We start from the raw sequence: 13,422 nt of genomic DNA, 5'->3' as shown, positions 1-13,422 counted from the left end.
CCGGGCCTTCCCGTACGACCCCGCCCTCGCGTATGGCACCGCCCCCTCCACCCTCTCCGGCGACCGGCCGCTGCGTATATCCGTAACGACACCCATGTCGTCACCGTACGGCTGGATGACAGCATGCGGACTTGACCCGTCCGTTGATCGACACCGTTCACCAGACCGACCAGAGCCGAACGAACAAGGGGAAGAAACGTGTCAGCTCCGCGCCTGAGGGCGACGCCGCTGCCGGGTATCGGGGTCCAGTACGACCTGGAGACCCGGGAACACCGCCATCTGTCGGTGGTGGCGCACCGCGACGGCACGCGCACGGTGAACGTGTACCGGGCCGACGATCCCGACTCCTGCGCGCACTCCCTGCGACTGTCCAGCTCGGAGGCGGGTTCGCTGATCGACGCGCTGAAGCCGTCCCACCACAGCCCGAGCCTGCTGTACACCACGGACCTGGGGCTGGTCGCCGAGCGGATCGAGGTGGCCGCGACCTCGCACTGGAACGGGCGGGTCCTGGGCGACACGCGGATGCGGACGGACACGGGGGCGTCGGTCGTGGCGGTGCTGCGCCGGGCCGAGGCCATCCCCTCCCCCGCGCCGGACTTCCGGCTGGCGGGCGGGGACACGCTGATCGTCGTCGGCACCCGTGAGGGCGTCGACGGCGCCGCGGCGATACTGGGTCGGGAGTGAGCGAGTACACTCCGCGGTTCTGCTGATCGAGTTCGGTTCCATCATCCTCGGCCTCGGCCTGCTCGGCCGGTTCGCCGGCCGTTTCCGGCTGTCGCCGATACCGCTGTACCTCCTGGCCGGTCTGGCCTTCGGCGAGGGCGGTCTGCTGCCGCTGGGCGCGAGCGAGCAGTTCGTCGCCACGGGCGCCGAGATCGGCGTCATCCTGCTGCTGTTGATGCTGGGTCTTGAGTACACGGCGAGCGATCTGGTCTCCAACCTCAAGACCCACTACCCGTCCGGTCTGGTCGACTGCGCGCTCAACGCGCTGCCGGGGGCGGCGGTGGCGCTGCTGCTCGGCTGGGGGCCGGTGGCCGCCGTCGTCCTGGCCGGTGTCACCTGGATCTCGTCGTCCGGAGTGATCGCGAAGGTCCTCGGCGATCTGGGCCGGGTCGGCAACCGGGAGACGCCGGTGATCCTCAGCGTGCTCGTGCTGGAGGATCTGGCGATGGCGGTGTACCTGCCCATCGTCACCGCTTTGGTGGCGGGAGCCGGGCTGCTGGCCGGCAGCCTGACCCTGGCGATCGCGCTGGGCGCGGCGGGCCTCGTCCTGTTCGTGGCCCTGCGCTACGGCAGGGTGATCTCCCGCTTCGTCTCCAGCGACGATCCGGAGAAGCTGCTGCTGGTCGTGCTGGGTCTGACGATCCTGGTCGCGGGGGTGGCGCAGCAGCTCCAGGTGTCGGCGGCGGTGGGCGCCTTCCTGGTGGGCATCGCGCTGTCGGGAGAGGTGGCGGAGGGGGCGCACACGCTCCTCAGCCCCCTGCGTGACCTGTTCGCGGCGGTCTTCTTCGTCTTCTTCGGACTGCACACCGACCCGTCCAGCATCCCGCCGGTTCTGCTGCCCGCCCTGGGCCTGGCCGTCGTCACCGCCCTGACGAAGATCGCCACCGGCTACTGGGCGGCGCGGCGGGCCGGGATCTCCGTCAAGGGCCGCTGGCGGGCGGGCGGTGCGCTGGTGGCCCGTGGTGAGTTCTCGATCGTCATCGCCGGTCTGGCGGTCTCGGCGGGCATCGAACCGTCTCTCGGCCCTCTGGCCACGGCGTACGTGCTCATCCTGGTCGTCCTGGGCCCCCTGACCGCGCGCTACACGGAGCCCGTGGCGACCTGGTGGAGCCGACGCCGCGAGTCGCCCCGGGGTACGGCGGAGACGACGCCCCGGGCCAAGGAGGCGGACGCGCCGGTGGCCGACTGAGGGGCGGCACCGGCGGCTCCCCCGCGGCCGCCGGCAGCGGACGGGGGAGCCGGCGTCGGCCCGGGCGGGCGGCTCAGACGCCCGCGCCCGGCTCCCACCCCTGCTTCCGCAGCACCCCGGTCACATCCGGTGCCTCATAGTGCTCCCCCTTGAGCACCTTCCCGTCCTCGCGGCGGGAGACGGAGCCGTCGGGACCGATCTTGGTCATGTTGGAGCGGTGGATCTCCGCCAGTACCGCGTCGAGGTCGATGCCGTGGACGAGGGCGGTGCCGTAGGCGACGTAGACGACGTCGGCGAGCTCGTGGGCGAGCCGGTCGAGCGGGCCCGTCACCGACACCTCGGCGACCTCCGCGGCCTCCTCCGCGAGGAGTTCACCGCGGTGGGCGGCGAGCTCCGGGGACACCTCCGTCGGGGTACTGCGGGCGTCCAGGCCGAAGGCGAGGTGGAATTCACGGACCAGATCTGCGGGCGACGAGCTCATGGGGGCGACTGTAGTGGCCGCCACTGACACCCCCCTGTCCCCTGTCTGACCCCACCCCGTGAGCCCGCCCCTGGTCAGCGGGGCACCACGGCTGGCAGGATCTCGCGCATGCCCAAGACGTTCCCCCCTCTCGGCAGGCGCCGGGCCCTTCAGGGCGGCGCCGCCTCCCTCGTGGTCCTCGGGCTGCTGCTGTGGTGGCTGCGCCCCTGGGCCGAGGAGCCTCCGAGCGGGACGATCAGGTTCAGCACGGGCACCCAGGCGGGGGTCTACCACGAGTACGGCAAGCTCCTGCGCACCGAGATCGACAAGGACATGCCCGATCTGAAGGTGCGGTTGCTGACCAGTGCCGGTTCGCAGGAGAACGTCGCGGACGTGGCGACGGGCAAGGCCGACTTCGCGATCGCCGCGGCCGACGCGGTCGCCACGTACAAGCTCGACAACAGCACGGGCGCCGACCGGCTGCGCGGTGTCGCGCGCCTGTACGACGACTACGCCCAGCTCGTCGTACCGCCGGACTCGGACATCCGCTCCGTCGCGGACCTGCGCGGCAAGCGCGTGGCCATAGGGCTGCCGAACTCCGGCGTACGGCTGATCGCGAACGGCGTGCTCAGGGCGGCCGGCATCGACCCGGAGAAGGACATCGAGCCGTCGTCGGACGGCATCGACACCGGGCCCAAACGGCTGGGACACGGCCTCGACGCGTTCTTCTGGTCGGGCGGACTGCCCACGGACGGGCTCAGCCGGCTGGCCAAGAAGTCGGCGTCGGCCTTCCGCTTCGTGCCGATCGACGTCGGTCTGGTGGCCAAGCTGCACGACCAGGGCGGTGCCACGCGCTACTACCGTGCCACCAAGATGCCGGAGTCGGCCTACCCCACGATCCAGCGCGGCGACGCGGTCCCCACCCTGGCGGTGTCCAACCTGCTGGTCACGCGCAACGACATGGACCCCCGGCTCACCGAGTGGCTGACCCGTACGGTGATCGACAGCCGGGACGGCATCGGCTCCACCGTCCACTCCGCCCAACTGGTGGACGTCCGCACGGCGATCTACACGGACCCGCTCAAGCTGCACGACGGGGCCCGGCGTTACTACCGGTCCGTCAAGCCGTAGCCCCGTCGGCCCCGCCCTCGGCTTCGCTACGCCGGTCCGACCCTCGGCACCGCCACCGTCACCTTCAGCCCGTGCGGCTCGTGACGGTCGTACGCGATCGAGCCGCCGCCCGCCGCGAGAAGCGCCCGCGAGATGGACAGCCCGAGGCCGGAGCCCTTGATGTTCTGGTGGCGGCTGCTGCGCCAGAAACGGTCGCCGATGCGGGCCAGTTCCTCGTCGGTGAGACCGGGGCCCTCGTCGGTGACGACCACGGTGGAGGTGTCGCCGTTGGAAGCGACGGTCACCTCGACGGTCCGGCCCTCCGGCGTGAACTTCACCGCGTTGTCGATGACACCGTCCAGCGCGCTGGACAGCGCCACCGGGTCGGCCCACGCGGTCGTCGGCGGGCAGTCGCCCACCAGGTGGACGCCCTTGGCCTCGGCGGTCGGGGACCAGGCCGCGACCCGTTCGGCGGCGAGCTCGCCGATGTCGGTGATCTTCAGATCGGCCTCGGTGTGCTCGGCCAGCGCCAGGTCGAGCAGATCGTCCAGGACCTGCGCGAGGCGCTTGCCCTCGGACTGGACGGAGGCGATCTCCTGGTTGCCCTCGGGCAGCTCGAAGGAGAGCAGCTCGATACGCAGCAGCAGTGCCGCGAGCGGGTTGCGCAACTGGTGCGAGGCGTCGGCGACGAAGGCGCGCTGCTGTTCCAGCACGTCCTCGACGTTGTCCGCCATCTCGTTGAACGACCGGGCCAGACGCCTGAGTTCCGGCGGACCGCCGGCTGCGGCGACCCGGGACTTCAGCCGCCCCGTGGCGATGTCGTGGGTGGTGGCGTCCAGCACCCGTACGGGCTTGAGCACCCAGCCGGTCAGCCGCAGAGCCGCGCCGACGGCCAGCAGCATCGCGGCGAACTCGCCCGCGCCGATGACCAGCCAGCCGTTCAGCGTGCGGGAGCGCATCTGCCCGGTGGGCGAGTCGGTGACGACGACCGCGACGACGTCACCGTCCCGGATGACCGGCGACGCGACCACGAGGTTGCCCCGCTGCCAGGGCCACACCTGCCGCGGGTCGTGGCTGCGGCGGCTGAGCAACGCCTCGTCGAACGCGTCGCGCACCTCACCCTGCTTCGGCGGGGACCACCCGGCGGGCGCGTTGGCCATGGCACGGCCGCTGCGGTAGAAGACACCGGCCCGGATGCCGTAGACCTTGTAGTAGCTGTCGAGTTCGCTGCTGAGCGTGGCCAGGCGCTCGTTCTCGAACGCGCTGGCGGTCCCGTTGGGCGAGTCGGTGACGAACTGGGCGAGGGCCGCGAAGCGTGCCGTGTCGTCGATCCGGTCGACGACGACCTTCTGCTGCTGGGCGCCGGCCAGACTGACGGCTAGCGGGACGCCGAGCGCGAGCAGTACGGCCGCCATCAGGACGATCAGCAGCGGGAGCAGACGAGTGCGCACCCGGCCCCGCTACCCGGCAGGCGCGACGAGCCGGTAGCCGACTCCGCGTACGGTCTCGATGAGGGCAGGCATGCGCAGCTTGGCGCGCAGGGACGCGACGTGGACCTCCAGGGTGCGCCCGGTCCCCTCCCAGCTGGTCCGCCACACCTCACTGATGATCTGCTCCCGGCGGAAGACCACCCCGGGCCGCTGCGCGAGCAGGGCCAGCAGGTCGAACTCCTTGCGGGTCAGCTGGATGACCGAGCCGTCCACACTGACCCGGCGCGTGGGCAGCTCGATGTGCACGGGTCCGAGCCTCAGCTCGGTCTCGATGCCGCTGGAGGTGTCCTCGTGGGAGGTGCGGCGGCTCACGGCGTGGATGCGGGCGAGCAGCTCCCCGGTGTCGTACGGCTTCACCACGTAGTCGTCGGCACCGAGGTTGAGGCCGTGGATGCGGGAGCGCACGTCGGAGCGGGCGGTGACCATGATCACCGGCGTGCTGGTGCGCTTGCGGATCTTGCCGCAGACCTCGTATCCGTCCTGGTCGGGCAGGCCCAGGTCGAGCAGGACGACGCCGAAGCCGTCGACCTCGGGGACCAGCGCCTGGAGGGCCTCCTCGCCGCTGCGCGCGTGTGTGACGTCGAACCCGTGCCGCGCCAGGACCGCCGACAGGGCGGCGGCGACGTGGTTGTCGTCCTCGACGAGCAGCAGTCTCACCCGGGCCCCCTTCGGTTCACTGGCCGTACGATCTATCTGTGTACAAAAACGCGTGCACGCGCGCGCGTGCACCTTGTGCAGTCACGCTGATGGATGAGGACGGCGTCAAGAGGGTTCCGGTTGCGGAGAGCTTCCGTTACCCGGCCGATATGAGCGCTGCTCATAAGTGCTACGACACGTGTCCGATTGCTATCGGATCGTGATGCTCAGATTCCCCTCAGATGTAATGACGCAGGTCGTAGAGGGTTACTACTGTCCTCCGAAACCGAGGAGGACGGAGCCTGAGAGCGATGACCGAAGTATCGGTGGCCAAGGAAGATGTGGCCGCGACCGGAGAACTGGTCGTCCTGAAGAGCGTCAACAAGCACTTCGGCGCGTTGCACGTACTCCAGGACATCGACCTGACGATCGCCCGCGGCGAAGTCGTCGTGGTCATCGGACCCTCCGGGTCCGGCAAGTCCACCCTGTGCCGCACCATCAACCGCCTGGAGACGATCGACTCCGGCACGATCGAGATCGACGGCAAGCCGCTGCCCGCCGAGGGCAAGGGGCTCGCGCGGCTGCGGGCCGACGTCGGGATGGTCTTCCAGTCCTTCAACCTCTTCGCGCACAAGACCGTGCTCGAGAACGTGACGCTCGGCCAGGTCAAGGTCCGCAAGAAGGACAAGCAGGCGGCCGAGGAGCGGGGCCGTGCCCTGCTCGACCGGGTAGGCGTGGCCGCGCAGGCCGAGAAGTACCCGGCACAGCTCTCCGGCGGCCAGCAGCAGCGCGTCGCGATCGCGCGGGCGCTGGCCATGGAGCCGAAGGTCATGCTCTTCGACGAGCCGACCTCCGCGCTCGACCCCGAGATGATCAACGAGGTGCTGGAGGTCATGCAGCAGCTCGCCCGGGACGGCATGACCATGATCGTCGTCACCCATGAGATGGGTTTCGCACGATCGGCCGCAAACCGCGTGGTGTTCATGGCGGACGGCCGAATCGTCGAGGAGGCTGCGCCCGACCAGTTCTTCAGCAATCCGCGCAGCGACCGTGCCAAGGACTTCTTGTCGAAGATCCTGCACCACTAGGGCGCGCGCCGCGCCTGCGACGACCCGCGTCACCCGAAACGACGGTTTTTCTCTTCACGGCAAAGGATGTTCACCATGAAGCTCCGCAAGGTCTCCGCCGCGGCCGCCACCGCTCTTGTTCTCGCCCTGACCGCTACCGCGTGTGGTGGCGATGACGGCGGTGACTCCAACTCCGGCTCCGGCGGCGGCGACAAGATCAAGATCGGCATCAAGTACGACCAGCCCGGTCTGGGCCTGAAGGAGCCCGACGGTTCCTTCTCCGGCTTCGACGTGGACGTGGCGACGTACGTGGCCAAGGAACTGGGCTACGAGCCCAACCAGATCGAGTGGGTCGAGACCAAGAGCGCCGACCGTGAGAACGCGCTGTCCCGCGGCGACGTGAAGATGATCGCGGCCACGTACTCGATCACCGACGAGCGTAAGGAGAAGGTCGACTTCGCCGGTCCGTACCTGCTGGCCCACCAGGACCTGCTGGTGAAGGCGGACTCGGACATCAAGGAGGGCACCGACCTCAACGGCAAGAAGCTGTGCTCGGTGACCGGCTCCACGTCTGCGCAGAACGTCAAGAACGAGATCGCGCCGAAGGCTCAGCTGCAGGAGCTCGGTGGCTACTCGGAGTGCATCGCGGGCCTGCAGAGCGGCGCCCTCGACGCTGTGACCACGGACGATGCGATCCTCGCCGGCTTCGCGGCGCAGGAACAGTACAAGGGGCAGTTCAAGCTCACCGGACTGAAGCTGAGCAACGAGAACTACGGCATCGGTGTGAAGAAGGGCGACACCGCGACCCTGAACAAGATCAATGACGCTCTTGAGAAGATGGTCAGCTCCGGCGCCTGGGACAAGGCCGTCACGGACAACTTCGGGCCGGCGAACTACAAGAACGAGAAGGCCCCGAAGATCGGCCAGATCGTCCAGTAACGCGGAACTCCGCCGACGCAGAATCCCCGCGGTTGCGGCGGGGATCCGCAGGCGCGCCGCCGCCCATCGCTTCGCCGGCGGCGGCGCGGCACGTCCGCCACCCAAGCCACACACCCGGAAGCGCGGGAGATCGTGTTCGACTTTCTTTCTGACTATGACAACCCGACCCTGCTGGGCGCCTTCTGGGTCACGGTGCAGCTCACCGTCGTCTCGGCCATCGGCTCGCTGATCTGGGGCACTCTGCTGGCGGCCATGCGGGTCAGCCCGGTTCCGCTCATGCGCGGTTTCGGCACCTCCTATGTGAACCTGGTCCGTAACATCCCCCTCACCGTCATCATCGTCTTCACCTCGCTCGGCCTCGCCAACATCTTCGGCGTGACGATGGGCGCACCCGACGACTTCAAGGCCAAGGCCTTCCGCTTGGCGGTCCTCGGCCTCGTCGCCTACACGGCGGCCTTCGTCTGCGAGGCGATCCGCTCCGGCATCAACACGGTGCCCGTCGGACAGGCGGAGGCGGCCCGCGCCATCGGGCTGAGCTTCAGCCAGGTCCTTTGGCTCGTCGTGTTGCCGCAGGCGTTCCGCTCAGTCATCGGACCGCTGGCCAACGTGCTCATCGCACTGACCAAGAACACGACAGTGGCAGCCGCGATCGGAGTAGCGGAGGCCGCTCTCCTGATGAAGGAAATGATCGAGAACGAAGCTCAGACACTGCTCATCGGTGCGATCTTCGCCTTCGGTTTCGTGGTACTGACCCTGCCCACCGGCCTGTTCCTCGGTTGGCTGAGCAAGCGACTGGCGGTAAAGCGATGACGTCCGTTCTCTACGACGCCCCCGGCCCGAAGGCCAAGCGGCGCAACGTGCTGTTCTCGGTGGTCTTCTTCGTCCTGCTGGCCCTGCTTCTGTGGTGGGTCTGGCAGACCATGGACGAGAAGGGCCAGCTGGAGTGGGCTCTGTGGAAGCCCTTCACCACCTCCGAGGCCTGGACGACGTACCTGCTGCCGGGTCTGGCCGACACCCTGAAGGCCGCGGCCCTCTCCATGGTCTTCGCTCTCCCACTGGGCGCCGTCCTCGGCATCGCACGCATGTCCGACCACCGCTGGGTGCGCATCCCGGCCAGCGCGGTGGTCGAGTTCTTCCGGGCCATCCCGGTGCTGCTGCTCATGCTGTTCGCCAACGAGTTCTACGTCCGCTCGACGGGCATCCCCAGCGATGAGCGACCCCTGTACGCGGTCGTCACCGGACTGGTGCTCTACAACGCGTCGGTCCTCGCCGAGATCGTCCGCGCTGGCATCCTCTCCCTGCCCAAGGGGCAGTCGGAGGCGGCGATGGCGATCGGCCTGCGCAAGAGCCAGACGATGTCGAGCATCCTGCTCCCGCAGGCCGTCACCGCCATGCTGCCGGCCATCGTCAGCCAGCTGGTCGTCATCGTGAAGGACACGGCGCTGGGCGGCGTGATGCTCGGGTTCACCGAACTGCTCAACACGCGCAGCACGCTCGCGGCCAACTACGCGAACGTCATCCCCAGCTTCATCGTCGTGGCCGTCATCTTCATCGTCCTGAACTTCATCCTCACGTCCTTCGCCTCCTGGCTGGAGGGCAGGCTGCGCCGCAGCAAGCGCAGCACGGGGGCTGTTCTCGGTGCCGACAAGGTCGACGACGTGAACGCGGCCGAGGTGGGCGGCACCTACGGCACCGGTGCCGGCGGCTCGATCTGACGGCCCGACAACCGCTACGACTGTGGCCCGCCGGGATCCGGCGGGCCACAGTCGTGCCGAGCCCTGAGCCATCCGGCTCCAGCCAACCCTGAAACCCCATCAAGTGACGAGCGTGTCGCCCGGCTACCCTTGGTGCTGCGGCATGATCGCCACCGGCCGCCGGTCACTTGACGCAAGCACCGGCAATGGGTTGCATACGTTCTGTGATCGTGCACCCTGCTCCAACTTCCTGTTCACCTACGTCTCTCAGGACATCACCACGGGCAGGGGGCGCCGCGCCGTGGACCCGGTGATCATCGTCGGAGCGGGGCCCGTCGGGCTCACGCTCGCCCTGGCGCTGGCGCGTCAGGAGGTGCCGTGTGTCGTCCTCGACGAGGGGCCGGGCAAGGACGAACCCCGTGCGGCGCGCACCGTCGTCCTGCGCGAGGACACCGCCGCCCTCATGGAACGGCTGACCGGCGTGCCCCTGTCGCGGGCCGGTGCCCACTGGGCCGGATGGCGGTCGATGCGGCGCAAGCAGGTGATGCGCGAGATCGTTTTCGACGGCACCGAGCCCGCTCCCCTGCACATCGCCCAGCACGTGCTGACCGATGCCCTGCGGACCGCCCTCTCCGGCGAACGGCTCGTCAAAGTCGCGGTGGACAGCCGGCTCGACGGCCTCGAACAGGAGCCCTCGGGCGTCACGGCCCACACCCGCGGTCCCAAAGGCACCTGGTGGCGCGGCAGTTACCTGGTCGGCTGCGACGGCCCCCGCTCGACCGTGCGCAAGCTCCAGGACATCCGCTTCCCTGGCCGTACGGCGGTGGAACGTCACGCCGTTGCCGCGCTGCGTACGGAACTGCCCTGGCACGACGAGGCGTTGCTGCACCGCATGCCCCCGTGGCGCATGTCGGGCCCCTCGGCCGGCGAGGTCACCGCGCGCCCGCTGCCGGACGGCGTCTGGCGTCTGGACTGGCTCCTGCCGCCCGGCAAGGACCTGGTCACCCCCGAACTGCTGCTGACCCGCATCCGGGAGACCCTGGCCGGCTGGTCGGGCGGCACGACCCCGCCGTACGAGCTGCTGGACACCGGCGTCCACATCGTCCACCACCGCCTGGCCCGCCGCTGGCGCGCCGACCGCGTCTTCCTCGCCGGGGACGCGGCACACCTGCTCGGCGCGCTGGGCACGCACGGGCTGGACGAGGGCCTCAGGGACGCCGACAACCTCGCCTGGAAGCTGGCCCTGGCCTGGCACCACGGGCCGCACGAGGCGCTCCTCGACAGCTACCAGACCGAGCGCCGGGCGGTCGTCGCCGCCCGGCTGCGCGCCGCCGACCAGGCACTACCGCTGCTGCGCGGCGGCGGAGGGCTGCGCTCCTACGTCCCCGGCTCGTCCCGGGGCCACGACGCGCTCCTCACGGACGGTCACTTGGGGCTCGGCCAGCTCGGCGCGCCGGGAGCGTACGCCGACTCGCCCCTCGCGCCCGGCCGCCTCGAAGGAGAGACCCCCGTCGACACACCGCCCGGAGCGCCGGTCACCGACGTACGGGTCACCGCGGAGGACGGCACCTTCGTACGGCTGCGGGACCGGCTCGGACGCGGCGCCCTGCTGGTGGTACTGATCGCGCCGGGCACGGGTGTGTGGGAGCGCAAGCACTGGGTCAGCGCCGGCCTCATGCCCCGGCTCGCGGCCGCGGTCACCGCGCTGCCGCACCCCGCCGAGCTGCTGGTCGCCGAGAGCTATCCGGGTGCTGCCGCGCACACGGTGCTCCTGGTGCGTCCCGACGGGCACCTCGTCACCGCGCTGAGCGGAGTGCGCCCGGACGACCTGTACGCGGCGGCGGAGGCCACGGTGGGCGGACCGGCGAAGGCGCAGGCCGAAGCCGGTGCGTCGGCCGGCTCTCGCTGACGTCGACACCGAGGGTGACGTGATCGCTGTCACCGTGCGTCCGCATGGTGACAGTGAGTTGACCGGTCCGGGCGGTCATGGTGTACTCCGATGCGTGACCGACACCTGTGTGCGCCTGTGGCGGAGGGTCCATATGGACCTCGTCCGCTATGCGGGCTGCGTGTGTCGCCCGTCCTGCTGACTTCGCATCCCTCTCCCTTTGTGCGCGCGCCGCGCTCTGTCTGCCGCGGCCGACGCGCCTGACTCGCGAACCCTCATCAGGACCTTCAGGACGGCACCCGTGTCTGTATCCCCTTCCGCATCCCCCGCTGTCTCCTCTTCCGGCTCCGTTTCCGGCTCCTCGTCTGTCTCCTCCGCCGTTTCGGCGCCCACTCAGGCCGACCTCTTCGACTTCGTGCGGCGCACGGCCGCCGACACCGAGCTGATCGCCTCCCTGCCGCTCGACCCGGAGGGCCGCACCTGGGTGCGGCTGGAAGGGCCCGGTGGCAGCGAGGCCTGGCTGATCGGCTGGCCACCCGGCACGGGCACCGGCTGGCACGACCATGCCGACTCGGTCGGCGCCTTCCTGACCGCGTCGGGCGAACTCAAGGAGAACTCGCTCGCCGCGCGGCTGCCCACCGACGGCTGGAAGACCCTGGAACTCACCGACGGCGTCGACCGCGAACGCCGACTGCCGTCCGGCCAGGGCCGCGCCTTCGGCCGTCACCACGTCCACGAGGTGCTCAACGAGTCCCTCGACCGGCACGCGATCTCCGTCCACGCCTACTACCCGCCCCTGCCGCAGATCCGCCGCTACAGCCGCAGCGGGTCGGTCCTGCGGCTCGAGCAGGTGGAACGACCGGAGGACTGGCAGTGAACACGACACATGAGCAGGTGGGCGACGGCGGCAGCGGCGGCGATGGCAGCGGCCGGGCCCAACGTGCCGTCGGCATCGACGAGTTGCTGGACCGCGTACGGGCGAGCTACGAGCGGATCGAGCCGCAGGAGGCGTACCAGGCCGCTCGGTCCGGTGACGCGTTGCTGGTCGACATCCGCTACGCGGCCCTGCGTGAACGGGACGGCCTGATCCCGGACGCCCTCGTCGTCGAGCGCAACGAGCTGGAGTGGCGCCTCGACCCGCAGGGCAGCCACCGTCTACCGGAGGCCACGAGCCACGCCCTGCGCGTCGTCGTGATCTGCAACGAGGGGTACGCCTCCAGCCTGGCGGTCCAGTCCCTGCACCAGCTGGGACTGCACCGGGCCACCGATCTGGTCGGCGGGTTCCAGGCCTGGCGGGCGGCGGGGCTGCCGGTGGTGTGATCGCGGGGCTCGACAGCGGGCGCGGCCCCGTGAGGGTCCCGCCTCGCGTCAGGCCCCCTCGTCCCCGAGGAACTCCGTGTCCTCGCCCTCCTCCTCCAGCGCCTGCCGGACCACGCGCAGGGCCAAGCCTTCGGAGTAGCCCTTGCGGGCGAGCATGCCCGCGAGGCGTCGGAGGCGCTTGTCCCTGTCGAGCCCACGAGTGGAGCGGAGCTTGCGCGCGACGAGCTCCCGCGCGGTCGCCTCCTCCTGCTCGGAGTCGAGCTGGGAGACGGCCTCGTCGATCAGCGTGGAGTCGACGCCCTTGGTCCTCAGCTCCCGGGCGAGCGCACGCCGCGCCAGGCCCCGGCCGTGGTGCCGGGACTCCACCCAGGCCTCCGCGAAGGCGCTGTCGTTGATGAGGCCGACTTCTTCGAACCGCGACAGCACCTCCTCGGCGGCGTCGTCCGGGATCTGCCGCTTGCGCAGGGCATCGGCGAGCTGCTTGCGGGTCCGCGGGGTCCCGGTGAGCAGGCGCAGGCAGATCGCCCGCGCCTGCTCGACCGGGTCCCCCGGAGGCTCCCCCTGCTCGGCCCTCGACGAGGAGAGGGAACCTCCGTCCTCGGCGACCGCCGCGCCGAAGCGCCGGCGGCGCCCGCGTCCCCGCCCGTCAGGCGACCCGCCGCCACGCGAGCCGTCCCTGGACGAGCCGCCTCCGCGTGAGCCTCTGCCGGCTGCGCCGCTGCCGTGGGAGGCGTCCCCGTACAGCCGGTCGTCCCCGTACGGACCGTCGTCCCCGTACAGCCGGTCGTCCCCGTGCGCGTCCTCCCCGTCCACGGCCGAGCCCGTCTCCTCTCCGGTGCCCCTCCCCCGTGGGGCACCGGAGGCGGCGTACTCGTACTCCGCCCAGTCGGTTCGTCGTGTCACGGG

15 protein-coding genes are annotated in these 13,422 nt (G+C 70.3%); 11 read left to right on the top strand and 4 right to left on the bottom strand.

What is annotated here, in order from left to right; all coding sequences use genetic code 11:
* The first annotated feature begins 198 nt into the window (after positions 1–198).
* Both ABFX81_RS00195 and ABFX81_RS00190 read left to right on the top strand, forming a co-directional pair.
* The gene (locus ABFX81_RS00195; RefSeq protein ID WP_086852065.1) at positions 199–684 is read left to right on the top strand and encodes a cation:proton antiporter regulatory subunit; all 486 of its coding nucleotides are present in this window, start codon (positions 199–201) and stop codon (positions 682–684) included.
* Positions 641–1,912 (top strand): cation:proton antiporter, encoded by a 1,272-nt coding sequence (locus ABFX81_RS00190; protein ID WP_346137453.1) that lies wholly within the window; start codon positions 641–643, stop codon positions 1,910–1,912. Before ABFX81_RS00195 ends, ABFX81_RS00190 begins: the two co-directional genes overlap by 44 nt.
* A gap of 73 nt (positions 1,913–1,985) precedes the next feature.
* Here ABFX81_RS00190 and ABFX81_RS00185 read toward each other — a convergent pair whose 3' ends face one another.
* Positions 1,986–2,393, bottom strand: a complete 408-nt coding sequence (locus tag ABFX81_RS00185) for a pyrophosphohydrolase domain-containing protein (protein WP_346137452.1) — start codon at positions 2,391–2,393, stop codon at positions 1,986–1,988.
* Positions 2,394–2,501: 108 nt separating this feature from the next.
* Here ABFX81_RS00185 and ABFX81_RS00180 point away from each other — a divergent pair, with 108 nt between their 5' ends.
* Entirely contained in the window at positions 2,502–3,503 is a 1,002-nt protein-coding gene (locus ABFX81_RS00180) for a TAXI family TRAP transporter solute-binding subunit (protein WP_086852875.1), read from the top strand.
* 26 nt (positions 3,504–3,529) lie between these two features.
* Here ABFX81_RS00180 and ABFX81_RS00175 read toward each other — a convergent pair whose 3' ends face one another.
* Positions 3,530–4,933, bottom strand: coding sequence for an ATP-binding protein (locus ABFX81_RS00175; RefSeq protein WP_086852877.1), 1,404 nt, complete (start codon positions 4,931–4,933; stop codon positions 3,530–3,532).
* 9 nt (positions 4,934–4,942) lie between these two features.
* Positions 4,943–5,629 (bottom strand): response regulator transcription factor, encoded by a 687-nt coding sequence (locus tag ABFX81_RS00170; RefSeq protein ID WP_086852879.1) that lies wholly within the window; start codon positions 5,627–5,629, stop codon positions 4,943–4,945.
* A gap of 290 nt (positions 5,630–5,919) precedes the next feature.
* Between ABFX81_RS00170 and ABFX81_RS00165 the strand changes: the two genes are divergently transcribed.
* From ABFX81_RS00165 to ABFX81_RS00135, 8 genes are all read left to right on the top strand, one after another.
* A complete protein-coding gene (locus ABFX81_RS00165; protein ID WP_086852881.1) occupies positions 5,920–6,696 on the top strand; it encodes an ATP-binding cassette domain-containing protein in 777 nt (258 codons plus the stop codon).
* Between the two features lie 75 nt (positions 6,697–6,771).
* Positions 6,772–7,614: a glutamate ABC transporter substrate-binding protein gene (locus ABFX81_RS00160; RefSeq protein ID WP_346137451.1), complete on the top strand. Its 843-nt coding sequence runs from the start codon at positions 6,772–6,774 to the stop codon at positions 7,612–7,614.
* Positions 7,615–7,746: 132 nt separating this feature from the next.
* Entirely contained in the window at positions 7,747–8,424 is a 678-nt protein-coding gene (locus ABFX81_RS00155) for an ABC transporter permease subunit (RefSeq protein ID WP_086852884.1), read from the top strand.
* On the top strand, positions 8,421–9,329 hold the full coding sequence (locus ABFX81_RS00150) for an ABC transporter permease subunit (protein WP_086852886.1): 909 nt from the start codon (positions 8,421–8,423) through the stop codon (positions 9,327–9,329). Before ABFX81_RS00155 ends, ABFX81_RS00150 begins: the two co-directional genes overlap by 4 nt.
* A 280-nt stretch (positions 9,330–9,609) precedes the next feature.
* A complete protein-coding gene (locus ABFX81_RS00145) occupies positions 9,610–11,217 on the top strand; it encodes an FAD-dependent monooxygenase (RefSeq protein WP_086852888.1) in 1,608 nt (535 codons plus the stop codon).
* Positions 11,195–11,398, top strand: a complete 204-nt coding sequence (locus tag ABFX81_RS42140; protein WP_086852890.1) for a putative leader peptide — start codon at positions 11,195–11,197, stop codon at positions 11,396–11,398. Before ABFX81_RS00145 ends, ABFX81_RS42140 begins: the two co-directional genes overlap by 23 nt.
* 99 nt (positions 11,399–11,497) lie before the next feature.
* Positions 11,498–12,073, top strand: a complete 576-nt coding sequence (locus tag ABFX81_RS00140) for a cupin domain-containing protein (RefSeq protein ID WP_086852893.1) — start codon at positions 11,498–11,500, stop codon at positions 12,071–12,073.
* Positions 12,074–12,090: 17 nt separating this feature from the next.
* The gene (locus ABFX81_RS00135; RefSeq protein WP_086852903.1) at positions 12,091–12,516 is read left to right on the top strand and encodes a rhodanese-like domain-containing protein; all 426 of its coding nucleotides are present in this window, start codon (positions 12,091–12,093) and stop codon (positions 12,514–12,516) included.
* Positions 12,517–12,564: 48 nt separating this feature from the next.
* On the opposite strand, the gene recX is transcribed toward ABFX81_RS00135, so the two are convergent.
* Complete coding sequence (recX, locus tag ABFX81_RS00130) at positions 12,565–13,419, bottom strand: recombination regulator RecX (RefSeq protein ID WP_086852895.1); 855 nt, start codon at positions 13,417–13,419, stop codon at positions 12,565–12,567.
* Between the last annotated feature and the right edge of the window lie 3 nt (positions 13,420–13,422).

This window comes from Streptomyces coeruleofuscus (assembly GCF_039532725.1).
Taxonomy (GTDB): domain Bacteria; phylum Actinomycetota; class Actinomycetes; order Streptomycetales; family Streptomycetaceae; genus Streptomyces; species Streptomyces coeruleofuscus.
Note: the sequence above shows the minus strand (reverse complement) of the source record. Positions and strands in the feature narration are given on the sequence as shown.

Coding starts and splice junctions, on each gene's coding strand:
- ABFX81_RS00150 (WP_086852886.1), top strand. CDS start 8,421: ATGACGTCCGTTCTCTACGACGCCCCCGGCCCGAAGGCCAAGCGGCGC.
- ABFX81_RS00180 (WP_086852875.1), top strand. CDS start 2,502: ATGCCCAAGACGTTCCCCCCTCTCGGCAGGCGCCGGGCCCTTCAGGGC.
- ABFX81_RS00165 (WP_086852881.1), top strand. CDS start 5,920: ATGACCGAAGTATCGGTGGCCAAGGAAGATGTGGCCGCGACCGGAGAA.
- ABFX81_RS00185 (WP_346137452.1), bottom strand. CDS start 2,393: ATGAGCTCGTCGCCCGCAGATCTGGTCCGTGAATTCCACCTCGCCTTC.
- ABFX81_RS00160 (WP_346137451.1), top strand. CDS start 6,772: ATGAAGCTCCGCAAGGTCTCCGCCGCGGCCGCCACCGCTCTTGTTCTC.